Source organism: Brevundimonas sp. GCM10030266 (genome assembly GCF_042666595.1).
Taxonomy (GTDB): domain Bacteria; phylum Pseudomonadota; class Alphaproteobacteria; order Caulobacterales; family Caulobacteraceae; genus Brevundimonas.
Genome location: NZ_JBHTCY010000001.1, coordinates 865341 through 887240, shown reverse-complemented (window position 1 = coordinate 887240; position 21900 = coordinate 865341). Strand labels below are relative to the sequence as shown.

The window sequence follows — 21900 nt, the reverse complement described above, 5'->3', positions numbered from 1 at the left end:
CGATTTCGCCGCCGAAGTCTCACGCGGCTGAAACAGCCGGGGACGATACGGTCACGGTCGCCGCCCCCGAGCGATGCAGCGCTCCTCAGGAGACCGCCATGAAGACCCTCGCTTCCCTGACCGCCATTCTCGTTCTCGCCACCGCCGGCGCCGCCTCCGCCCAGGAAGCGCGCATCGCCTTCGGCGACCTCAACCTCGCCACCTCGACCGGCGCCGCCGCCTTCGACCAGCGCGTCGACAGCGCCGCCCGCGGCCTGTGCCGGGGCGCCCGTCGCCCGGGCAGCAACATCAGCGACCGCACCGTCTGCGAAGCCGCTGTCCGCCGTGAAGCCGTCCGCCAGCTGCCCGCCGCCCTCCAGGTCGACTACGCGGCCAGCCGCGGCGCGGTCGCCTACTAGGTCTCGATCGGAAACAAAAAGGCCCCGCGGATTGCTCCGCGGGGCCTTGTCGTTCAGGCGCCTCAGTTGGTCGGGAAGCCCCGGACCTTCAGCAGGGCGCTGACGTCCGGATCGCGACCGCGGAAGGCGCGATAGGCGTCGGCGCGATCCGTGGTGTTGCCCGGCGCCAGGATGATCTCCTTGTAGCGACGGCCGATCTCCGGATTGAAGACGTCCCCCGACTCCTCGAAGTAGGCCCAGGTGTCGGCGTCCATCACTTCCGACCACAGATAGCTGTAGTAGCCGGCCGAGTAGGCGTCGGACGTGAACAGGTGATTGAACTGCGGCAGGCGGTGCCGCATCACGATCTCCTTCGGCATGCCGTAGCGCGCCAGGCTGTCGCGCTCGAAGGCGTCGATGTCGGTCGGCGGTGTGGCTTGCGTGTGCAGGTCCATGTCGACCAGGGCCGAGGACAGGTAGCTGACCGTCGCATAGCCCTGATTGAAGGTGGAGGCGCGCTCGACCTTGTCCACCAGCGCCTGCGGCATGGGCTCGCCGGTCTGGTAGTGCTTCATGAAGCCGTCGAGGATCGGGCGCGACAGCACCCAGTGCTCGTGCACCTGCGACGGATATTCCACGAAGTCGCGCGGCGTGCCGCCCAGCGCCGGGTAGTTCACGGTCGAGTTCAGCGAGTGCAGGGCGTGGCCGAACTCGTGGAACAGGGTCTCGGCGTCGTCCAGCGAGATCAGCAGCGGCTCGCCTTCACCCGGCTTGGTGAAGTTGTTGTTGTTCGACGACAGGACGTTCTTGCGGCCGTCGTAGGTCGAGTGCGAGCGGTAGCTGGTCGCCCAGGCGCCCGAACGCTTGCCCGCGCGGGCGAAGTCGTCCGAGTAGAACAGGCCAACGTTGCGGCCGCTCGCCTTGTCGGTGACCTCGAACACCTCGACGTCCGGGGTAAAGCCCGGAACCGTGCCCTTGGGCAGAGCCTTGAACTCCAGACCGTACAGACGCTCGGCCATGTAGAAGGCGCCGCGCTTGACCGCGCCGAGTTCGAAGTAGGGCTTCAGCTCGTTCTGATCGAGGTCGTACTTCTGCTTCTTCACCTTCTCGGCGTAGTACAGATAGTCCCACGGCTCGATGTCGTGGCCGGCGATGGCGCGCATGTCCGCCACTTCCTCGGCCACCCGGGCCTTGGCCGGAGCCCAGACGCGGTTCATCAGATCGCTGGCCGCCGCCGGGGTCTTGGCCATGGTGTCCTGCATGCGCAGTTCAGCGTGGTTGCGATAGCCCAGCAGCTTGGCGCGCTGATCGCGCAGACGGACGATCTCGGCGATGGTCGCATTGGTATCGTTGGCGTCGCCGTTGTCGCCGCGGTTCACGAACTTCCGCCAGACGATCTCGCGCTGGGCGCGGTCGTCGCCGAAGGTCAGGAAGGGATCGACGCTCGAGCGGGTGTTGACGATGGCCCAGCCCTGAACATTGCGGCTGCGCGCGGCGGCGGCGGCGGCGGCCTTGTTCGAGTCCGGAAGGCCGGCGACCCCGGCCTCGGTCGGGATGACGGTCCAGGTGTTCTCGTCGGCCACGACCTTCTGGCCGAAGCTGGTGAAGGCGTTCGACAGGGCGGTGTTGATGCGACCCAGCTCGGCCTTCTTCGTGGCGTCCAGCGCGGCGCCGCCTCGGATGTAGGCGTCGCGGCTGCGGGTCACGATGCGGGTCTGTTCGGCGGTCAGGCCGGCGGCGCCGGCATTGTCCGCGACCGTCTTGATGCGGTTGAACAGGGTCTCATTGAAGGTGATCTCGTCACCGGCGGCCGACAGCAGTGGCGAAACCTCGCGGTCCAGCGCCTGATAGTCGGCCGAGCCGATGTTGGAGGTCATCACGCCGAACAGGGCCATGGCGCGACCCAGCGGCTCACCCGCCATCTGCATGGCGACCGAGGTGTTGGCGAAGGTCGGGGCGTCGGGGTTGTTCGCGATCGCATTGATCTCGGCGCGGCGCAGTTCGATGCCTTCCAGGATGGCCTCGCGCAGCTTGGGCGCGGTGACCTTGTCCCACGGGGGCACGCCTTCATAGGGGCCGGTCCAGACCTGCAGCAACTCGGCGCGAGGGGTCTGGACGGGCAGAACGGCGCGGGCGATGCGGGCGTCTTGCGCCATGCTTCCGGCAGAGCCGGCGCCGCCGGTCGTGGCGCAGCCTGCAGTGGCGGTGAGGGCCATGAGGCTGCCTCCGGCGATGAGAAGTTGGCGTCTGTGCATGGGAACTCCGTAGCGTCGCTTCGTTTCCCCGGACCCTAGGCCCGGGGCGGGCGGACTGTCACATGAACGCCGTGTAACCTCCAGCCATGGACGGCGAGAAGCGGCGCGGCTAAATCGCCCCATGGCCATTGGCGTTTTTGACTCCGGCGTGGGCGGGCTGACCGTCCACCGTGAACTGACCCGACGCTTCCCCGAGCGGGATTTCGTCTATCTGGCTGATCAGGCCAACGCCCCCTACGGCGGGCGCGGCGGCGAGGAGATCGTCGAGCTGACCCGCGCGGGCTGCGAACGCCTGTTCGAGGCCGGAGCCAATGTCATCGTCCTGGCCTGCAACACCGCCAGCGCCATCGCCCTGCGTCGCCTGCAGCAGACCTGGGTGCCCGAGGCGCGGGCGCGCCACGGTCGTCCGGTCAATGTGCTGGGCATCATCGTCCCGACCATCGAGGCGGCGACCGGCCTGCCCTGGACCTATGAGGCCGAGCGGAACGAGGGCGAGAAGGTCGAGGCCATCGCGGTCAACGGCGTCTTCTGCACCGCCGCCACGGCCATGAGCCGGGTCTATGAGATCGAGATCGACAAGCGTCGCGAGGATCTGGCCGTCTTCTCCGAGCCCTGCCCCGGTCTGGCGGGCCTGATCGAACTGGGCGCCCCGCAGGAAGAGCTGGAAGTCGTCGTCCGCGATCACGTCGACGCCCTGCGCCGTCGGATCGGCCGCCATCCCGACAAGGCCATCCTGGGCTGCACCCACTATGAGATCGTGGCCGACATCTTCGCCGCGGCCCTGCCGCCGGAGACCGCCATCATCCATCAGCCCGCCGCCGTGGCGGATGCGCTGGAGCGCTATTTCGAGCGTCACCCGGAGTATGCGCTGGGCGGTTCGGGTCGTCGCGACTTCCTGACCACCGGCGCCCCCGGGCCGCAGTCGGACCGCGTCAGCCAGTTCTGGGGCGCGCCCCTCAGCTTCCAGTCCGCCTGACTTGACGCGGCCGCCTGATCGGCGGCCACTGCGGTCGGGAGGAAGGTTCATGCTGAAATCACTGCTGGCGGCCTGCGCCTTCGCGGCCTCACTCATCGCCCTGCCCGCGACGGCGCAAGTGATTGAGCGCGACGCCGATCATTTCGTCCTGCGCTACGAGATCGATCTGGAATCCCCGCCCGAGGACATGTGGACCGCGCTGGGCGAGATCGGCCAGTGGTGGAACAGCGCCCACACCTACAGCGGCGACGCGTCCAACATGACGCTGTCGCTCACGCCCGGCGGCTGCTTCTGCGAGCGGCTGGCCGACGGGACCGCCTTCGAGCATGGCCGGGTCGTGGAGGCCGATCCGGAGACGGGCGTCCTGCTGGACGCGCCGTTGGGACCGCTGAAGGGTAAGACGACCCTGGCCCGCTGGAGCATCGGCTGGACCGGAGCGCCGGGAGGCGGCGGTTGGCGTCTGGTCATCACCTATGTCGTGCGCGGCGAGGGCGTCGGCGCCTGGGCCGACGGCGTGGACGGGGTCATGCGCGGCCAGTACGGCCGGTTCACCCATTTCCTGCATTACGGAGAGGCGCCGGCAGACGCGCCTCCCAGCCCCACACCCTGAGCCAGAGCTCCATCAGCAGCAGGTTGGGAACCCAGCACAGGACAGCGATGGCCGGATAGGCGACCGCGAAGTCCAGACGCCAGATCTCCGCCAGCGGAATCATGATCCGCAGGGTCACGGCCGCAAAGGTCAGGGAGAGGCTGCGCAGCATCCAGCGACGATGCTGGGCGAAGTCACCCGTCACCGCCTTGCGCCAGCCCATCAGGGTGGTCGTGAACCAGCAGACGGCCAGGAGGGCGAAGGCGATGCTCGCCACGGGCCCTGCCGGGCTGGTCAGCGCCAGCCCCAGACCCGCGACCGCGCCGATCAGGCAGGCCGCCACATAGATCCGGCCCGCGAGCCGATGCCAGGTCCGGCGCGGCCCCCGCCAAGTCACCAGTTGGAACGTCCCCAGCGCCAGCGCGGCAACGCCTCCGCCGATGTGAGCCAGAAGAACAGCAGGTCGCGCCTGAAGATGCCCCGCCATGCCCTCGGCCATAAAGGGTGTCGGCAGGAAGAAACGGGCGCTGAACAGGGCGACCGCAAGGCACAGCAGGGCCAGAAGGCTGAAGAGGGTCGTCGTCGCGATGCGCGCCATAGGGGCTTCTCCGGGAATGGGAAGCCTCCGCTTGAACCGGCTGCGCGGCCCGTGCAGCTTCCGTTTCGCGAACGGCCTGATCTGCTTCGCGAACGGAGCGGGACGTGACGGGCAAGCGCGCAGAACGGTGGCGGGAGCGACTGCGGATCGGTCGATCCGGGTGGCTCGAACTGATCGGCCTGTTGCTGCTGGGGCTGTTTCTGGCCGCCACCTCGGCCTTCGACTCCGAAGAAATTCCGGCGCTTCCGCGCTACGCCTACTGGATCGCCGCGCTCGTCGGCGGGGGCGTCATCGCCGCCCTGATCGAGCCCTTGGTGGCCCGGCTGTCGGCCGGACGGCCTCGCCTCTTCGTCCTGGCGCAGCTGGTCGCCATGACACCGCCGATCACGCTCTGGATCGCCATTCTGCCGATGTGTCTGTGGGCCGATCCCTTCCGCGTCGAGCGGCTGTACTGGACCCTGCCCAGCGTCATCACCGTCAATATCGCTGTGATCGGATTGGCCTGGATCATTCGGACGGCTTTCCGCCGCCCTGCGAAGCTCACGCCCGACGTCGCCCCTCCGCAGGCCATCCGGGCGAAATTGCCGCCCCGCCTCGCCCGCTCCCGACTGATCGCTGTCGAGGCCGAGGACCACTATCTGCGCGTCCGCACAGAGGCCGGCTCCGATCTGGTGCTGATGCGCTTCGGCGATGCGCTGGATGCGCTGGTCGATTGCGACGGCTTCCAGACCCATCGCTCATGGTGGGTGGCCCGCGGCGCGGTCGAGACCGCCCGCTGGAAAGCCGGACGGGGCGAGCTGGTCCTGTCGGACGGCGCCGTCGCCCCGGTCAGCCGCACCTACGCCGCCGCCCTGAAGGGGACGGACTGGGCCGCCCCCGTCAGTCTTGCAGAAGGTTAGTTCGCCAGCGCCGTTTCCGAGGCGATGATGCGGCTGGCGGCGTGGACGACCGCGCCGATGCGCAGGGCGGCCTGGACCTGGGTGTTCGGCACGCCGTGCTTGCGCAGTTCGCTCTCGTGGGCGTCCATGCAGGCGCCGCAGCCGTTGATGGCCGAGACGGCGGTCGACCACAGCTCGAAGTCCATCTTGTCGACGCCCGGATTGGCGATGACGTTCATGCGCAGCTTGGCCGGGAGCGTCGTGTACTCCTGGTTCTTCATCAGGTGCAGGGCGCGGTAGTAGATGTTGTTCATGCCCATGATGGCGGCCGCCGACTTGGCGGCGTTCAGGGCTTCCGGCGACAGGATGGTCGCGGCCTGGGCCTCGATGGCCTTGACCACCGGGCCGACGCCGATGGCGTGGGCCGAGGCCAGGAAGCAGCCCCACTTCTGCTGGTCGTTCAGAACGGTCTCGCCGGCCAGCGACGACAGGTTCAGGGAAATGTCCTTGGCGTAGGCCGGGATCAGGTCACGCAGGGCGTCGATGGACATTGTTCAGGTTCCCTTCGGGAAACGGCTACCGCTCGCGACGCGGTCGCTCGCTGCTTGAACCGTCTGGATTGTGGAAATCGCCGGGCGCGTCCGCGCTCAAGTCGCGAGGCTCCGCGAGCCGAGCATAGCGCCCAAAAAGAAGCGAGCGGTGGAAAGGCGGCGATACAAACGCCACCGCCTCCCACCTCTCGGTACGCCGCCTTTACGCAGCGAGCGTGTCGCCGCCCACCGGGCGGTTGCAGGCGCACAGTTCGTCGGTCTGCAGGGCGTCGACGACACGCAGGGTGTCGGCCGGGGCGCGACCCACGTTCAGGTTGGTGACGTAGACGTGCTGGACGACGTTGTGCGGGTCGACCACGAAGGTGGCGCGCAGAGCGACGCCCTCTTCCTCGTTCAGGACGCCCAGTTCGCGGGCGAACTTGCCGCCGTTGTCGGCGAACTGCCAGATCGGCAGGGCGTTCAGGTCGGCGTGGTCACGGCGCCAGGCCAGCTTGACGAACTCGTTGTCGGTCGAGCCGCCGAGGACGACGGTGTCGCGGTCCTCGAAGTCCTTACCGAGCTTGGCGAATTCGGCGATTTCGGTCGGGCAGACGAAGGTGAAGTCCTTCGGATAGAAGAAGATGACCTTCCACTTGCCTTCAAAGCTCTCGTTGTTGATCGGCTCGAAGGCCGAGACGCCGCCTTCTTCGTGGCTGTTGAAGCCCGGCTTCACGCCAATGATCTTGAATTCCGGCAGTTTTTGACCGACGCCCAGCATCGCTGTTCTCCTGGATAGAGCTTGAAGTTTGGAAATCCGGAGCGCCGGAGGAGCGGCGCCGCAGACGCGAAATGGCCGTTGCGCTGCACAAAGTCAATCGTTTGATGTACTCATTTTCTATAGATTTTTCTTATTCCACTCATAGGCCTGACGAGACCTGATGGCGCTGGCCTTTCGCTTTACCCCGCGCCCGTCGTCGGACAGGCTGGGCCGGTAACAGGGAGTTCCGGAATGCATCGACTGACCGCCGCCCTCGTCGCCATGGCGACCCTTTCGCCCCTCGCCGCGCCGACCCTCGCCCACGCCCAGGTCCCGCCCGCCTCGATCGGCGACCGCTATGTGCCCGCACCCTGGTGGATGCGTGATCCGGTCATTGCATCCGTCGGGCAGGTCCGCACCGAAGTGCCCGCCAACCGCGCCGCCTTCACCGCCAGCTTCCAGGCCATCGACCGCAGCGCCGCCGAGGCCGCGAGAAAGGCCGCCGACCAGATCCGCGCGCTCAGCCAGACTCTCGGCGCCTACGGGCCGGAGGTGGTGCGCGTCGAGACCACAATCATGACCCGTCCGATCTACGACCAGTATCGCGACGAGAACGGGGTGATGCGCGACAACACCCGCGCAGACCGGATCGCCCGCTATCAGGCGGACGCCACCGTGTCGCTGATGATCCGGGACATCTCGGTGCTGGAACGGGTCTACGCCACCGTCACCGCCAGCAGCCCGACCTCGGTCAGTTCCGTGCGCTATAACCTGGACCCCGACAACGCCCTGAAGACCTGGTTGCATGGCGAGGCGATCAAGGATGCCGCCCGACGGGCCCGCGAGGCCGCCTCCAACGCCGGGACCAGCCTGGGCCGGGTGCAGGTGATCGACCCTAGCGGCCGTGCCTGCGAGACGGATGTGCTGGCCGGCTGGCCGTCCTATGGCGGCGGCGAGATCGCGACCACGGTGGACAGCAGCGATGTCGTGGTGACGGGGAGCCGGGTGACGGCGCGAGGCGCGCCCGCCCCTGCGCCACCCGCTCCGCCGCGTCCGGACGTGATCGGTCCGACCGAGGTGGAGATCGAGGCCGCCCGACTGGCGCTGCAGCCGCCGCTGCGTGAACTGACGGACCGCGCGTGCGTGGTCTATGCCCTGAACTGACGACACGGCTTGACGCCTCGGCCCGTCCGCGCGACCGAGGCGTCATGTCCGCTGACTTCAAAGCCGACCCCGCCTTCGACGCCGGGTCCGTCATCGCCCTCGACTGGCCGCTCTGTCAGGTGAGATTGCAGGACGACAGCCGCTTTCCGTGGCTGATCCTCATCCCTCGCCGGACCGGCCTGCATGAGCTGGAAGATCTGGCGCCCGGCGATCGCGCGACCCTGATGGACGAAATCCTGCGGGCCGGCGACGCGGTGCGGATGCTGGGCGAGGCCGCCGGGCGACCGATCCAGAAGCTGAACGTCGGCGCCATCGGGAATGTGACGGCCCAGCTTCACGTCCACGTCGTCGGTCGCCGCCACGACGATTTGCTGTGGCCCGACCCGGTCTGGGGACGCGGCCCGGCCACGCCCTATGGCGCGTCGGGGCTGCAGGCGGCGGTGTCGCGCCTCAGGCTGGAACAGTAAGCCGGATCAGGGCCGGGTGACGGTCACCGCGCGGGAGCGGCCGTTCGACGCCAGGGTTCCGCGCCAGCCGTTGCCCTGACGGTCCAGGGTCAGGACGCCCATGTCCTCAAGCGTGATGGTGCGGCCATTGGCGGTCGCCACGCCGAATCCTTCCCTGTTGCGCCAGCCGCCTTCGGTGGCGCCGCCGCGCGGATCGCTCAGGACCAGGCCGAACAGGACATGGCCGCGGTCATCCGACACCTGCCAGCTGCCGTCCAGGGGACCGGCGTTCTGATCGACGCGTTGCTCGGCGCTGTTGACGCCGCGATTATAGGCCAGTTCGACCGAGGTCGGCACGAACTCATAGGACCGCGCATAGGCGTCCACCGACACCGGAATCTCCAGAGCGTGACGCCGGCTGTCTTCGCCGTCCCCCTGCGCGTTCTCGCGCTGGAAGCTCGCATTCGGCTCGAACGGACGGATCGCAGGCGCGGAATAGAGAACCTGCGACGAGGGATGCGGGGCGGACTGCGGCAGGAGCGCGCCCGCGAATGCGAAGACGATGAGGCCTGTCATGTGCCCAAGGCTGCCGTGAGAAGGTTTCCAAAGCTACTACAGATTGCCCGCGCTCGAAATCGTGATGACCCGGAAGGGGACGCAACGGCGCCACACAGTGCAGTTGTCGACCTTGGCCGCGTTGACCCTCCCGCCCGCGCTGACTAAAGCCTGTGCACCAATCTTCGAGCGACTGTTTTCGCTCAGGTTTTTTGAGAACCATTCGCAATGTCGAGCTCCCCAACGACGGGCGACCAGACGACCGACCGCACCGGCCGGTTCGTGCGTCAGCCCAATGGCCGTGTCCGGCCGCTCTCGCCCCACCTGCAGACCTGGCGCTGGCACGTCACCATGACGGCCTCGATCCTGTTCCGCGTCACCATCGGCGCGGCCAGCTTCGGCGCCCTGTTCGCCCTGGGCTGGCTGGCCGCCGTGGCCTCCGGGCCCGAGACCTACGCCAAGGTCGCGGCCTGCGCCGGCTCGCCCTTCGGCCTGTTCATCGGCTTCGGCCTGACGGTGGTCCTGTTCTCCTTCGTCCTCAACGGCGGTCGCCACCTGATCAACGACACCGGCAACGGCCTGACGCTGAAGTCGGCCAACCTGCTGTCGAACATCGCGGTGTGGGGCCCGATCCCGCTGGCGGTGCTGTTCTGGGTGGTCCTGTTCGCGACCGGGAGGGTTTCGCTGTGAGCGGTGCGGCCAAGTTCAAGAACAACGTCAAGATTTCCGAGCGTCACGGCGCGGGCGAGTGGGCGCTGGAGCGCGTCTGCCTTCTGCTGCTGATGCCGCTGGGCCTGTGGGTCGTCGCGACCGGCTTCAGCCTGGCCGGCGCCGACTACGCCGCCGTCGCCGGCTGGTTCACCAACCCGCTGAACGCGGGCCTGCTGATCGCCACCGTGGTGATCTTCTGCACCTTCGCCGCCCTGGCCTGGAAGGTGATCGTCGAGGACTACGTCCACACCGCCGGGGCCAAGACCCTGTCGCTGGTGCTGGTCAACCTCGTCTTCTTCGCTCTGGCCGCGGCCAGCGTCTTCTTCATCGTGCGTCTGGCGCTGGGTTCGGCCCCGCTCCCGGCCGGTATCGGAGCCTGATCGGTGGCTGCTTACGAATTCGTCGATCACGAATATGACGTGGTCGTTCTCGGCGCCGGCGGCTCGGGCCTCCGCGCCGCCTTGGGCGCCGCCCAGCAGGGCCTGAAGGTCGCCTGCGTGACCAAGGTCTTCCCGACCCGCTCGCACACCGTCGCGGCGCAGGGCGGCATCTCCGCCTCGCTCGGCAACATGGGCGAGGACTCGTGGAAATGGCACATGTACGACACCGTGAAGGGGTCGGACTGGCTGGGCGACCAGGACGCCATCGAATATCTGGTCCGCGAGGCCCCCAAGGCGGTCTACGAGCTGGAACACTGGGGCGTGCCCTTCTCGCGCACCGAGGAAGGCAAGATCTACCAGCGCGCCTTCGGCGGCATGACCCGCAACTACGGCGAAGGCCCGGTGCAGCGCACCTGCGCCGCCGCCGACCGCACCGGCCACGCCATCCTGCACACCCTCTATGGTCAGTCGGTCCGTCGCGAAGTCGAGTTCTTCGTCGAGTATTTCGGCCTGGACCTGATCATGCAGGACGGCGTCTGCACCGGCCTGACGGCGCTGAAGCTGGACGACGGCACCCTGCACCGCTTCCGCGCCAAGATGGTCATCCTGGCCACCGGCGGTTACGGCCGCGCCTACTTCTCGGCCACCTCGGCCCACACCTGCACCGGCGACGGCAACGCCATGGTGCTGCGCGCCGGCCTGCCCTGTCAGGACATGGAGTTCGTGCAGTTCCACCCGACCGGCATCTACGGCGCCGGCTGCCTGATCACCGAAGGCGCCCGCGGTGAAGGCGGCTATCTGACCAACTCGGAAGGCGAGCGCTTCATGGAGCGCTATGCGCCGACCGTGAAGGATCTGGCACCGCGCGACATGGTCAGCCGCTCCATGACCATCGAGATCCGCGAAGGTCGCGGCGTGGGCCCGAACAAGGACCACATCTTCCTGCACCTGGATCACCTCGATCCGGCGATCCTGCACCAGCGCCTGCCGGGCATTTCGGAATCGGCCAAGATCTTCGCCGGCGTCGATGTCACCAAGGCGCCGATCCCGGTCCTGCCGACCGTCCACTACAACATGGGCGGTATCCCGACGAACTATCACGGCGAGGTCCTGACCCTGCGCGACGGCAACCCCGACAGCGTGGTTCCGGGCCTGATGGCCGTGGGCGAGGCCGCCTGCGTTTCGGTGCACGGCGCCAACCGTCTGGGCTCAAACTCGCTGACCGACCTGGTCGTGTTCGGTCGCGCCGCCGGCCTGCGCACCGGCGAAGTCGTCGACAAGGCCTCGAAGGTGCCGGACGCCCCGGCCTCGACCACCGACGCCCACCTGGCCCGTCTGGACCGCTTCCGCTTCGCCAACGGCTCGACCCCGACCGCCAAGCTGCGCATCGAGATGCAACGCGCCATGCAGTCGGACGCCGCGGTGTTCCGCACCGGCAAGACGCTGGAGGAAGGCGTCCAGAAGCTGCGCGCCATCCACGCCGCCGGCGACGACATCAAGACCACCGATCGCGGCCTGATCTGGAACACCGATCTGGTCGAGACCCTCGAGTACGACAACCTGATCGACCAGGCGCTGGTCACCATCGAGGGCGCCCTGAACCGGACGGAATCGCGCGGCGCCCACGCCCGCGAGGACTATCCGGATCGCGACGACACGAACTGGATGAAGCACACCCTCGCCTGGAAGACCCCCGGCGACGCGGTGAAGATCGACTACCGTCCGGTGCATAATTACACGATGTCCGAAGAGGTCTCGTACATCGAACCCAAGGCGCGGGTGTACTAATGGTCCAGCTTGCTCTCCCCCGTGGCTCCAAGCCCACCACCGGCAAGGTCCACAAGGCCCCGGCCGGGGCCAAGAACGTCAAGACCTACAAGGTCTATCGGTACGACCCCGAGGTCGACGCCGATCCGCGCTGGGACACCTTCGAGGTCTCGGCCGACGAACACGGCCCGATGCTGCTGGACGCCCTGATCCACATCAAGAACGAGATCGACCCGACCCTGGCCTTCCGCCGGTCGTGCCGAGAGGGCATCTGCGGCTCCTGCTCGATGACCATCGACGGGCGCAACACCCTAGCCTGCACCAAGGGCATGGACGAGTGCGCCTCGGACACCATCTCGATCGGGCCGCTGCCGCACCAGCCGGTGGTCAAGGATCTGGTGACCGACCTGAGCCTGTTCTACGCCCAGTACGACTCGATCCAGCCCTATCTGCAGTCGGACGAACCCGATCCGACCACGGAGCGCCTGCAGTCGCCGGAAGACCGCGCCAAACTGGACGGCCTGTACGAATGCATCCTGTGCGCCTGCTGCTCGACCTCGTGCCCCAGCTACTGGTGGAACCAGGAAGAGTACATCGGCCCGGCCGCCCTGCTGCAGTCGTACCGCTGGATCGCCGACAGCCGCGATGACGCGACGGACAAGCGCCTCGACGACCTCGAGGATCCGTTCAAGCTCTATCGCTGCCACACGATCATGAACTGCGCCCAGGTCTGCCCGAAGGGGCTGAACCCGGCCAAGGCGATCGCCGAGACCAAGAAGCTGATGGTCTCGCCGAGCCGCAAGAAGGAAAAGGCCTCGGCCTGAACCGGATGACCGAAGTTCTCCTCTTCTCCTACGGCACCCTCCAGGATCCGCGGGTGCAGGAGGCGAACTTCGGGCGTCGGCTGGAGGGTTCGGCGGACGCCCTGCCGGGCTATGCCCAGACCCTGGTCGAGATCACCGATCCGGAGGTGCTGGCCGAAAGCGGCCTGACCCACCACCCGATCGTCCGCCCGACCGCGGACGGCTCGGGCCGGATCGACGGCACGGTCTTCCGCATCACCGACGCCGAGCTTCGCGCCGCCGACGACTACGAGGTCGATGACTACCACCGCATCCGCGTGACGCTGGAATCCGGGCAGGACGCCTGGGTCTATGTCGCCCGGTCATAGTCTGATAGCAGCCCACCCATGGCGAAGATCACCTACATCGAACACGACGGCCGCGAGCATGCGGTCGAGGTCAAGAACGGCCTCAGCGTCATGGAAGGCGCGATCCGGAACAATGTCCCGGGCATCGACGCCGACTGCGGCGGCGCCTGCGCCTGCGCCACCTGCCACGTCTATGTCGACGAAGCCTTCGCGGCCGAGACGGGTCGTCCGTCGGCCATGGAGGAGTCGATGCTGGACTTCGCCGAGAACGTCCAGCCGAACAGCCGGCTGTCCTGCCAGATCCGGGTGACCGACGATCTGGACGGCCTGATCGTCCGCCTGCCGGAAAGCCAGCACTGAGGCCTTCCCGCCGGGAACAAAACGGTACAGCTTCAGCGTTCACCCGGATCGAAACCGTCCGCCGGTCACTATCATCCCATGAGTTTTCAGGATCGCCGCTTTGAACCGCGTTCGCCCGCCAACGCGCGGGGTGTCGTGGTTGCGCCCGGTCTGGAGATGCCCTGCCTGATCACGGATGTGTCGGGCGCGGGGCTGAAGGTGCGGCTGGACCGCAATCTGGCCCTGCCGAAACAGGTGCAGATCGTCGACATCGCCCAGGGCGTGGCCATAGAGGCCGAGGTCGCCTGGGCGAAGGGACAGGAAGCCGGCTTCAGGCGGACGGGTCAGGCCAGCCTGCGCGGCCTGACCCCCTCGCGCCTCGCCGCAGCCCGGGCGGCGTACCTGCGGGCCGGCGGACGCTAGTTCGCCAGCGTCTCGGCCATGAAGGCGACGACCTTCGGCCAGGCGTCCTGACGCGCCGCCGCATCCGCTTCCGGCGAGCCGCCGCTGCGCTCCACCTGACGCACCCCGCCGTCCCCGACCAGATCGTGACCCGCTTCCAAGTAGATCAGGGCCGTGGTCTGCAGACCGGCCTCTGACCGGCGGGCCTCGATCGCCGCCGCGGCGTCAGCGGCGTTCCACTGGGCGTCGCGACCACCGGCGATCAACAGCAGGGCGCCGGGATAGTTTTCGACGGGGATGCGCGCCGCCGCAGCCTTCTCCGGGTGATCGGCCCGGCCGTTTTCATGGATGGCGCGCAGGTCCGCCGCCGGCCCGGCCAGCAGGCCCTCGACAAAGCCGCGATAGGGCGTGAAGGGCAGGGGCTGGCCATCGAACGAGAAGGATGAACGCGTGCCCTCGGCCTCGACCATCTCAAGACCCCAGCCCTCCCAGACCAAATCGGTCGGCGCATAGGCGACAATGCTGTCGATCCACGGATAGCGACTGCCGGCGATCAGGGCGAACTCGGCCCCCTTGGAGGCGCCGAACAGGCCGAAGCGCTCGACATCCGCGCCCGGCATGCCCCGCAGGGCCTCGCGCAGATCGGCGAGCTGGTCGACGCGAATGTCGATGAAGCTGCCCGGCAGGTCCGGGAATTTCGGCGGCGGACCGTAGTCGCCCCAGTTCGGCGAATAGTAGGGCAGGCCGACAGCGGCGTAGCCCATCCGCGCGAGGATCGGGCCGAAGCGGGCGCCGGCCTCGTCATTGCCGTCGGCGCCGTGAAGGATGACCACCACCGGCTTCGGCTGGTCGCCCACGGTGTAGAGGACCGCATGCGGGAAGCCCGCGACAGGCCGTTGGGTCACCTCCTGCGCCGCGACCGCGCCTGCGAACAGGAGCGCGGCGATCAGGGTCAGCAGGGCGGTCAGTCGGTTCAGCATGGACGTCTCCCCCGGCGGCTCATCCGCCTTCATGAGGGTAGTCGTCACCGATCACCGAATTGGATGCGGCGTTCAGACGCCCTCGGGCATGGTCCCGGCGTTGATGGCGATCCGTCCGATCAGACCCTTCACGATCAGGTCCAGCGGCGAGCCCTCGCGATAGTCGGCCGCGGCGACGAAATTCACGCGGTCCTCGGAGATCAGGGAGTAGATCTTCTTCTGGTCCTTCTCGGAATTGCGCGGGTCATAGACCGCGATCGAGAAGCCGCCCTTGGTGTGCATCATCTTCATGGTCGGGACGTCGGTGTCCCCGTCGCCCAGGAAGATCATCCGCTCGAACGGAATCGGACGGGCGTCGTCCGGCATGAATTTGTTGATCTTGTCGTGCTCCCAGTGGTTCAGCACGCCCTTGTTGATGCGGAACAGATACTGGGTCTTGGTCGTGTAGTTGACGCCCACCGCCGGCCAGATGGCCACGCCGTCCTTGTCGTAGACGAACTTGGACGCGAACACGTGGTGGAACTCGTCGCGGATCGGGCAGCCGTCGATCATCTCTTCCAGCCCGGCCGAGACGATGTAGTGCTCGATATCCAGGCCGTACTCCCGGCCCTTCTCGTTGATGCGCTCGAACCAGCCCTTGCCGGTCAGATCGCTCTTCAGGCCGTCGAACAGCTTCACGTCCTGACCGTGCTCGCGCAGCCCCTCGCGGGTGATCGGCGCGCCGTTCTGACGGGCGTGCTGCAGCATCAGCTGCATGTACATCAGAATGCCGTCGCCATCGGCCTCGCGGGTCAGGGCCTCGGCCTCCCCCCAGAAGTCGCCAATGCCCATGCCCACCGACGGGATGAAGCTGACCTCCTGCATATTCCCCCGGGCGAGGGTGCCGTCGAAGTCATAGATGAGGGCGGTCTTGAGCAGCTTGGCCATGGGAGGTTCTAGGCTTTGGGGATTCAGGTTCTAGGGGCGTAGGTAAACGCGGCCCCCCTGTCAAAGCCTCCCCTGAAACCTGATCCCTAGAAGCCGGCCCCCAGATGCAGCTCCGGGGCGACCGCGGCGCCGGCGGCCTCCAGCGGAAGGTGCAGAATGAAGGCGGCGCCCTTGCCGGGCTCGCTTTCCACCTCGGCCCAGCCGCCGTGCAGCTCGACCAGCGCCTTGACCAGCGCCAGACCGACGCCCGGACCGCCCCGCTCGCGCCGGACGAACCGGTCAAAGACGTGGGCCTGCAGGTGATAGGGGATGCCCCGACCGCTGTCCTCGACGCGGATGCGGACCTCGGACGGCGAACCTTCGGCGACCAGACTGACCGACCCGCCCTCGCCCACCGCGCGGGCGGCGTTGTCCAGCAGATGCTCCAGCGCCTGACCGACCCGCTGGGCGTCGGCGCGGATCGGGCGCAGGCCGGCGGGACAGGCGACGCTCAGGGTCGCGCCACGCCCCTCGATCCGGGCGCGCACCTTGTCGGCGGCGGCATCCAGCAGATCGCAGACGCGAACATCGCCGAGGGTCAGCTCCATCTCCCCGGCGTCGATCTGGGCCATGTCCAGAACATCATCGATGGAGGTCGCCAGCTGGCTGGCGGCGACGCGGATGGCGCCGGCGTGCTGGCGGCTGCGCTCGGGCAGTTCGCCCTGCAGCTCCAGAAGCTCCGAGTAGCCGACGATGGTCGTCAGCGGGGTGCGCAGCTCATAGGAGACGCTGCCGACGAATTCCCGCTTCAGGGCCGTGGCTTCCTCCAGCGCCTGGGCCTTGGCGGCCAGGGCCTGCTCCAGCTCGCGACGGGCGGTCACATCCGAGAAGGCGACCAGGGTGGCGCCGTCCGGCAGGGGGCGGGTCTGCCAGGCGGCGACGCGGCCGTCGGCGGTGCGGCCCTCGCCCGAGATCGGCACACGGCTTTCCGGGTCCGGATCGGCGACGCGCGCCTTGAGGCCCAGCCACAGGCTCTGGTCCGGCATGGTCTTCTGGCAGAGGGCGGCGACGGCGTCGAAATCGCCGGCCGCGCGCAGCTGTTCGCCGGTCACGCTCCAGAAGCTCTCGAACGCCTCGTTGTGCAGGCGGATGCGGCCGTCCGAGCCGAACACGGCCACAGCGTCGTTCAGCTTGTCGAGAGTGGCCGTCTGGACCTGGAGCTGGGCGTTGAAACGGCTGCGCAGCTTCAGCTCGTCGGTGATGTCCGAGAACAGCAGCAGGACGCCGCCCAGCGGGTGCGGCTGGCGCACGACGCGCAGGGTGCGCCCGTCCGGAAGCGACCAGCTGTCATCCGGCGCGGCGGCGGCGGCGCCGTAGAAGTCCAGTTCGCGCGCCTTCCAGCCCGCATAGTCGATCACTTCGGGCAGCAGGCGGCGCTGACGCAGGCGATCCAGCAGCTCGGCGTGGGTCGGGCGTTCGTCCAGATAGCCGGGATCGACGCTGAACATCTGCTGGAAGGCAGTGTTGTGGAAGGCCAACCGCTTGGACGGGCCGAAGATCGCGACCGCGTCGGCGATGTGGTTCAGGGTCTCGTCATGGGCCTCGACGTGACGACGCAGGGTGTCGCGCGTCTCCTCGGCCTCGGTCATGTCCAGGGCGAAGGCCAGCACGCCGCCGCCGGGCGCCGGCTCGGCCACGATCCGCCAGGCGCGGCGACGACCGCCGCCCGTGGTCCAGCGGAAGCCTTCCTGACGCTGATGCAGGCGACCGGCCTCGGCGACGATGGCGTCGGCGCCCCGGTCAAAGGTCAGCCCCTTGTCGCGCGCGGCCTCGACCGTTTCGACCTTCATCTCCGCCAGCCAGGCGCGGTTGGTCCAGGCCAGCCGCCCGCCCGCATCGACCACCCAGGTCGGGGCGGGGTAATAGTCCGCCAGCAGTCCGAGCCCGCTTTCGGCCGCGGTGCCGATCAGGCCGAGCCGCGACAGCCGCAGCCAGGCGGCCCCGGCAGAACTGCGGCCCTCGACGGCCCAGGCGCCGGATTCACCTTCCAGCACGGCGTCGAACGCCTCGCCCCGTTCGATCAGCCCGTCCAGCCGCGGTCCGGCGGCGGCGCGAACGGCGTCCAGCACGACATAGGCCGGATCGTCGGCCAGGCCCTCGGCGCTCTTGGTGAGGTCACGGACAATCAGATCCCAGGTCGCCGGCGAGCCCAGCCGATCGGCCCCGCCGCCCGGCGTCAGGGCGACACGAACATCCTCGAAGGCCGCAAGCGCGCCGTCACGGGCCGACAGGTCGGCATGGGCCCGCTGCATGGCGGCCTCCAGCGCGGTGTTGCGCTCGGCCAGACGCCCGCGCAGCCGCGCGGCCCAGGCGCTGAGCGCCAGGGCGAGACCCGCGGCGCCCGCGGTCGCGACATAGGCGATATCCGCCTCGGCCATGGTGTTCGATCAGCTCCCGCCTTGATTCGGTAACCATAACGCATGGCGGGCGAGGAGCTAGGGCGTAAGGCAGCAGGCAGCAGGCAGCAGGCAGCAGGCAGCAGGGTGCGACGCTCTGGACGAAAGCGACAATCGCCTTTCCTGTTGCCTGCTGCCTGCTGCCTGCTCACTTAATCGGCCATGTCCTCCATCTGGTCCGACCAACTCGCCCCGTCCCTCGAGGACTTCGCCCGGCTGGCCAAGGCCGCGTTCGACGACCTGCCCGAGCCCTTCAAGGGGCTGGCGGGTGATGTGGTGATCCGCGTTGATGATTTCGCCAGCGAGGAGGTGCTCGCGGGCTTCGGCATGGAAGACCCGTTCGAGCTGACCGGCCTGTATCACGGCCTCGATATCGGCCTGCGTGACAGCATGGGCCCGGCCGCCGAGCCGTCGCGCATCTTCCTGTACCGCCGCCCGATCCTCGATGAATGGTGCGAGCGCGGCGACGTGGGCCTGAGCGAGATCATCGCCCACGTCCTGATCCACGAGATCGGCCACCACTTCGGCCTCGACGACGACCAGATCCATCACATCGAGGACGAAGCGGACTGATCCGGCGTCTACCGCCGCTTCAGCCCGCCCAGCAGGCCGCGCAGGAGTTCGCGCGTCAGCGTCGACCCGGCGGTCCTCAGCACGGATTTGGTCATGGCCTCCACCGGCGTCTCGCGGGTCGAACGGCGAGCCGGAGCGCGCGCCGGGGTCCGTGAGCGGGCGGCCTCGCGTTCATACTGGGCCTGCTGGCGCGCCTGTTCCTTGGCATGGGCGGCTGCGGCCTTTTCGGCCTCCTTCGCAGCGGCGGCGTCCGCCTTGGCCCGGGCCTCCGCAAGCTTGGCGTCAGCGGCGGCCTGATCGGCCTCGCCCCGGCGGGCGGCGAGGATCTCCTCGGCGGACTCCCGATCAACCACCGTATCGTAGAGCCCGCGCACCGGGCTGGCGGCCATGATCTGCGCCCGCTCGGCGTCCGTCGCCGGACCCAGTCGCGAGGCGGGCGGGCGGATGGCGGTGCGGCCAACGATATTGGGCGCGCCCTTCTCGTCCAGGGTCGAGACCAGGGCCTCGCCCACGCCCAGTCCCTGGATGCACTCGGCCGTATCGAACGCCGGATTGGGCCGGAAGCTCTGCGAGGCGGCCTTCAGACCCTTCTGTTCCGACGGCGTATAGGCGCGCAGGGCGTGCTGGATGCGGTTGCCCAGCTGGGCCAGCACGCTGTCGGGAATGTCGGCCGGGTTCTGGGTGACGAAATAGACGCCGACGCCCTTGGAGCGGATCAGACGCACCACCTGCTCCACCTTCTCGCGCAGGGCGGGCGGGGTGTCGTTGAACAGCAGGTGGGCCTCATCGAAGAAGAAGACCAGTCGCGGCTTCTCGGGATCGCCGACCTCGGGCAGTTGCTCGAACAGCTCGGACAGCAGCCACAGCAGGAAGGCGGCGTACAGGCGCGGGCTGTTCATCAGCTTGGTCGCGTCCAGCACATTGACCTGCCCCCGGCCGTCCAGACCGGTGCGCAGCATGTCCTCCAGCCGCAGGGCCGGTTCGCCGAAGAAGGCGTCGCCGCCCTGTTGCTCCAGCTGCAGCAGCGAGCGCTGGATGGCGGCGATGCTGGCCGGGGCCACATTGCCCACCTCGCGCCCGATCCGCTCGGCGTTCTCGCCCACATAGACCAGCATCGCGCGCAGGTCGTCGAGGTCGAGCAGCAGCAGGCCCTCCTTGTCGGCGACGTGGAAGACCACCGACAGCACGCCTTCCTGCACGTCGTTCAGGTTCAGCATCCGGGCCAGCAGCAGCGGCCCGATCTCGCTGACGGTGGTGCGGATCGGGTGGCCCTTCTGGCCGTACAGGTCCCAGAAGACGACCGGCGCGGCCCTGGGATCGAGCGTCAGCCCCATCGACTGGGCGCGGGCCAGCAGCTTCTCGTTCGGCGATCCGGGCACAGCGATGCCCGACAGGTCGCCCTTTACGTCGGCGCAGAAGACGGGGACGCCCGCGTCGGAAAAGCCCTGCGCCATGATCTGCAGGGTCACCGTCTTGCCGGTGCCGGTCGCGCCGGCGACGACGCCGTGCCGGTTGGCGCGGCCGTAGAGCAGGACTTCAGGCTTGTCGGGCGATTGGCCGAGGAAGACGCCGGTGTCGGACATGGGAACTCCGCAGTGGGGGGCGCGCTCATGCTCCACCGGTCAGCGCCGCCGTTCAAGGGCGCGATTTCACGGCCATGCGATTGACGCCGTTCGGAGAGACCTTGACCATATGCCGATGAAACCGCCGATCGCCGTTCCGACCTCCGCCGTGGCCCGCAATGCGCTGGTGGCGCTCGCCGTCGTGGGGGTGGGCGCCGCCGTCTACTGGATGGCCGACATCCTGACTCCGCTGGCGATGGCGATCTTCCTGCTGATCATGATCGACGGGGTGAAGCGGACCATCGAGCACCGCACCAACCTGCCCGGCCACCTGGCGGGCATCGCCGCCCTGCTTCTGGTCGTCTTGGGCTTCATCGCCTCGATCGCCTTCATCGTGAACGGGGCCTACGGCTTCTTCACCGACGCCTCGGGCGTGTCGGCCAATATCGGCCCGCGTCTGGACCAGATTCTGCGCGACGGCTCGGCCCTGGTGGGGGTGACCAATCCGCCGACCACCACTGACCTCATCAACCAGATCGACGTGCGCGGCTATCTGATGACCATCGCCGGCCAGGCCCAGGGCGTGGTCACCGGCGCCATCTTCGTGATGATCTACCTCGGCTTCCTGCTGGCCTCGCAGAACGGCTTCCGGCGCAAGCTGGTCAATATGTTCCCGGACCGCACCGCCCGGGCCGAGGCGCTGGAGGTCTTCCAGCGCGTGCGCGGCGGGGTCGAGGGCTATCTGTGGGTCCAGACCGTCACCGGGGTGATGATCTGCGCCGCGGCCTGGATCCTGATGCGCATCGTCGGGCTCCAGAACGCCGAGTTCTGGACCTTCGTCATCTTCATCGTCGGGTTCATTCCGGTGCTGGGCGGCGCCATCGCGGGTCTGGCCCCGCCCCTGTTCGCCCTCGTCCAGTTCGAGAGCTACTGGCCCGCCGCCATCCTGTTGGGCGGCCTGCAGGCCATCCTGTTCATCAGCGGCAACTTCATCCAGCCGCGCATGCAGGGCGACAACCAGAATATCGATCCGGTGGTGGTGCTGCTGGCCCTGGCCTTCTGGGGCAAGGTCTGGGGCGTGGTGGGCATGTTCCTGTCCACCCCGCTGGCGGTGATGGCAATGGCGATCCTGGCCGAATTCAAGGGCTCCCGCTGGATGGCGATCCTGCTGTCCGGCGACGGCGAGCCCTACGCCCAGGACGAAAAAGCCGAACTGACACCCAAGCCGAAACGCAGACGCGTCAACCCGCCGCAGACAAAGGCGGATTGAGCCTTATCCGCGCCCTTGATTGGCCACAACCGGCGCCTATCTCCCCCCTGTCGCCGCGGGCCCTCCCCTCCCCCCAAGCCCGCGGTTGAAGAGATCGGCGCCAACCCTCCCCCCTCCTGGGCGCCGATCCGAAGCAGGCCGCCGAACGCAAGTTCGGCGGCCTTGTTCGTTTCAGGGCCTGGATCAGAACCGCGCCTTTTTGGCCACAGGCGCCAAAACGTCGCAAACCTTCACTGGAACAGGACGCTAGCTCCGCCGTTTGGTCTGCGCGGCGGGGGC

24 protein-coding genes are annotated in these 21900 nt (G+C 68.1%); 15 read left to right on the top strand and 9 right to left on the bottom strand.

What is annotated here, in order from left to right:
- The first annotated feature begins 98 nt into the window (after window positions 1-98).
- Window positions 99-398, top strand: a complete 300-nt coding sequence (locus ACFQQC_RS04635; protein WP_376860144.1) for a UrcA family protein — start codon at window positions 99-101, stop codon at window positions 396-398.
- Window positions 399-460: 62 nt separating this feature from the next.
- Here the strand turns inward: ACFQQC_RS04635 and ACFQQC_RS04630 are convergent, their stop codons facing one another.
- The gene (locus tag ACFQQC_RS04630) at window positions 461-2632 is read right to left on the bottom strand and encodes a M3 family metallopeptidase (RefSeq protein WP_376860142.1); all 2172 of its coding nucleotides are present in this window, start codon (window positions 2630-2632) and stop codon (window positions 461-463) included.
- Window positions 2633-2753: 121 nt separating this feature from the next.
- Between ACFQQC_RS04630 and ACFQQC_RS04625 the strand changes: the two genes are divergently transcribed.
- Together ACFQQC_RS04625 and ACFQQC_RS04620 are read left to right on the top strand one after the other, a co-directional pair.
- Complete coding sequence (locus ACFQQC_RS04625; RefSeq protein WP_376860140.1) at window positions 2754-3608, top strand: glutamate racemase; 855 nt, start codon at window positions 2754-2756, stop codon at window positions 3606-3608.
- 49 nt (window positions 3609-3657) lie between these two features.
- Complete coding sequence (locus ACFQQC_RS04620) at window positions 3658-4218, top strand: SRPBCC domain-containing protein (RefSeq protein WP_376860138.1); 561 nt, start codon at window positions 3658-3660, stop codon at window positions 4216-4218.
- Here the strand turns inward: ACFQQC_RS04620 and ACFQQC_RS04615 are convergent.
- On the bottom strand, window positions 4157-4795 hold the full coding sequence (locus ACFQQC_RS04615; RefSeq protein WP_376860136.1) for a DUF2306 domain-containing protein: 639 nt from the start codon (window positions 4793-4795) through the stop codon (window positions 4157-4159). The genes ACFQQC_RS04620 and ACFQQC_RS04615 overlap by 62 nt on opposite strands.
- A 104-nt stretch (window positions 4796-4899) precedes the next feature.
- Between ACFQQC_RS04615 and ACFQQC_RS04610 the strand changes: the two genes are divergently transcribed.
- Window positions 4900-5694: a LytTR family DNA-binding domain-containing protein gene (locus ACFQQC_RS04610; protein WP_376860134.1), complete on the top strand. Its 795-nt coding sequence runs from the start codon at window positions 4900-4902 to the stop codon at window positions 5692-5694.
- On the opposite strand, the gene ACFQQC_RS04605 is transcribed toward ACFQQC_RS04610, so the two are convergent.
- On the bottom strand, window positions 5691-6224 hold the full coding sequence (locus tag ACFQQC_RS04605; RefSeq protein ID WP_376860132.1) for a carboxymuconolactone decarboxylase family protein: 534 nt from the start codon (window positions 6222-6224) through the stop codon (window positions 5691-5693). The genes ACFQQC_RS04610 and ACFQQC_RS04605 overlap by 4 nt on opposite strands.
- Before the next feature lie 202 nt (window positions 6225-6426).
- Complete coding sequence (locus ACFQQC_RS04600; protein WP_376860130.1) at window positions 6427-6981, bottom strand: peroxiredoxin; 555 nt, start codon at window positions 6979-6981, stop codon at window positions 6427-6429.
- Between the two features lie 231 nt (window positions 6982-7212).
- Here ACFQQC_RS04600 and ACFQQC_RS04595 point away from each other — a divergent pair, with 231 nt between their 5' ends.
- Window positions 7213-8124 carry an SIMPL domain-containing protein gene (locus ACFQQC_RS04595; RefSeq protein ID WP_376860128.1) on the top strand — a complete coding sequence of 304 codons (912 nt, stop codon included), beginning with the start codon at window positions 7213-7215 and terminating at the stop codon, window positions 8122-8124.
- A gap of 44 nt (window positions 8125-8168) precedes the next feature.
- Window positions 8169-8591: an HIT domain-containing protein gene (locus tag ACFQQC_RS04590; RefSeq protein WP_376860126.1), complete on the top strand. Its 423-nt coding sequence runs from the start codon at window positions 8169-8171 to the stop codon at window positions 8589-8591.
- Window positions 8592-8597: 6 nt separating this feature from the next.
- Here the strand turns inward: ACFQQC_RS04590 and ACFQQC_RS04585 are convergent, their stop codons facing one another.
- Complete coding sequence (locus ACFQQC_RS04585; RefSeq protein ID WP_376860124.1) at window positions 8598-9146, bottom strand: hypothetical protein; 549 nt, start codon at window positions 9144-9146, stop codon at window positions 8598-8600.
- 207 nt (window positions 9147-9353) lie between these two features.
- On the opposite strand from ACFQQC_RS04585, the gene sdhC reads away from it, so the two are divergent.
- From sdhC to ACFQQC_RS04550, 7 genes are all read left to right on the top strand, one after another.
- Window positions 9354-9815 carry a succinate dehydrogenase, cytochrome b556 subunit gene (gene sdhC / locus ACFQQC_RS04580; protein ID WP_376860122.1) on the top strand — a complete coding sequence of 154 codons (462 nt, stop codon included), beginning with the start codon at window positions 9354-9356 and terminating at the stop codon, window positions 9813-9815.
- Window positions 9812-10216, top strand: coding sequence for a succinate dehydrogenase, hydrophobic membrane anchor protein (sdhD, locus tag ACFQQC_RS04575; protein ID WP_376860120.1), 405 nt, complete (start codon window positions 9812-9814; stop codon window positions 10214-10216). Before sdhC ends, sdhD begins: the two co-directional genes overlap by 4 nt.
- A 3-nt stretch (window positions 10217-10219) precedes the next feature.
- Entirely contained in the window at window positions 10220-12004 is a 1785-nt protein-coding gene (gene sdhA, locus ACFQQC_RS04570) for a succinate dehydrogenase flavoprotein subunit (RefSeq protein WP_376860119.1), read from the top strand.
- Window positions 12004-12807 (top strand): succinate dehydrogenase iron-sulfur subunit, encoded by an 804-nt coding sequence (locus tag ACFQQC_RS04565; RefSeq protein ID WP_376860117.1) that lies wholly within the window; start codon window positions 12004-12006, stop codon window positions 12805-12807. The genes sdhA and ACFQQC_RS04565 overlap by 1 nt, the downstream gene beginning before the upstream one ends.
- A gap of 5 nt (window positions 12808-12812) precedes the next feature.
- Entirely contained in the window at window positions 12813-13154 is a 342-nt protein-coding gene (locus ACFQQC_RS04560) for a gamma-glutamylcyclotransferase family protein (protein ID WP_376860115.1), read from the top strand.
- Window positions 13155-13172: 18 nt separating this feature from the next.
- On the top strand, window positions 13173-13493 hold the full coding sequence (locus ACFQQC_RS04555; RefSeq protein WP_376860113.1) for a 2Fe-2S iron-sulfur cluster-binding protein: 321 nt from the start codon (window positions 13173-13175) through the stop codon (window positions 13491-13493).
- A gap of 78 nt (window positions 13494-13571) precedes the next feature.
- Window positions 13572-13895, top strand: a complete 324-nt coding sequence (locus ACFQQC_RS04550) for a PilZ domain-containing protein (protein ID WP_376860111.1) — start codon at window positions 13572-13574, stop codon at window positions 13893-13895.
- Here the strand turns inward: ACFQQC_RS04550 and ACFQQC_RS04545 are convergent.
- The 3 genes from ACFQQC_RS04545 to ACFQQC_RS04535 all read right to left on the bottom strand — a co-directional run bounded on the left by ACFQQC_RS04545 (window position 13892) and on the right by ACFQQC_RS04535 (window position 18198).
- A complete protein-coding gene (locus ACFQQC_RS04545) occupies window positions 13892-14854 on the bottom strand; it encodes an acyl-CoA thioester hydrolase/BAAT C-terminal domain-containing protein (protein ID WP_376860109.1) in 963 nt (320 codons plus the stop codon). The two genes, ACFQQC_RS04550 and ACFQQC_RS04545, sit on opposite strands and share 4 nt — an antisense overlap.
- A 72-nt stretch (window positions 14855-14926) precedes the next feature.
- A complete protein-coding gene (locus ACFQQC_RS04540; protein WP_376860107.1) occupies window positions 14927-15781 on the bottom strand; it encodes an HAD family hydrolase in 855 nt (284 codons plus the stop codon).
- 86 nt (window positions 15782-15867) lie between these two features.
- Window positions 15868-18198, bottom strand: coding sequence for an ATP-binding protein (locus ACFQQC_RS04535; RefSeq protein WP_376860105.1), 2331 nt, complete (start codon window positions 18196-18198; stop codon window positions 15868-15870).
- Between the two features lie 180 nt (window positions 18199-18378).
- On the opposite strand from ACFQQC_RS04535, the gene ACFQQC_RS04530 reads away from it, so the two are divergent.
- Window positions 18379-18789, top strand: coding sequence for a metallopeptidase family protein (locus ACFQQC_RS04530; RefSeq protein ID WP_376860103.1), 411 nt, complete (start codon window positions 18379-18381; stop codon window positions 18787-18789).
- 8 nt (window positions 18790-18797) lie between these two features.
- Here the strand turns inward: ACFQQC_RS04530 and ACFQQC_RS04525 are convergent, their stop codons facing one another.
- Window positions 18798-20372, bottom strand: coding sequence for a helicase HerA-like domain-containing protein (locus ACFQQC_RS04525; protein ID WP_376860101.1), 1575 nt, complete (start codon window positions 20370-20372; stop codon window positions 18798-18800).
- 109 nt (window positions 20373-20481) lie between these two features.
- Here ACFQQC_RS04525 and ACFQQC_RS04520 point away from each other — a divergent pair, with 109 nt between their 5' ends.
- Complete coding sequence (locus tag ACFQQC_RS04520; protein ID WP_376860100.1) at window positions 20482-21621, top strand: AI-2E family transporter; 1140 nt, start codon at window positions 20482-20484, stop codon at window positions 21619-21621.
- Window positions 21622-21900: the final 279 nt, after the last annotated feature.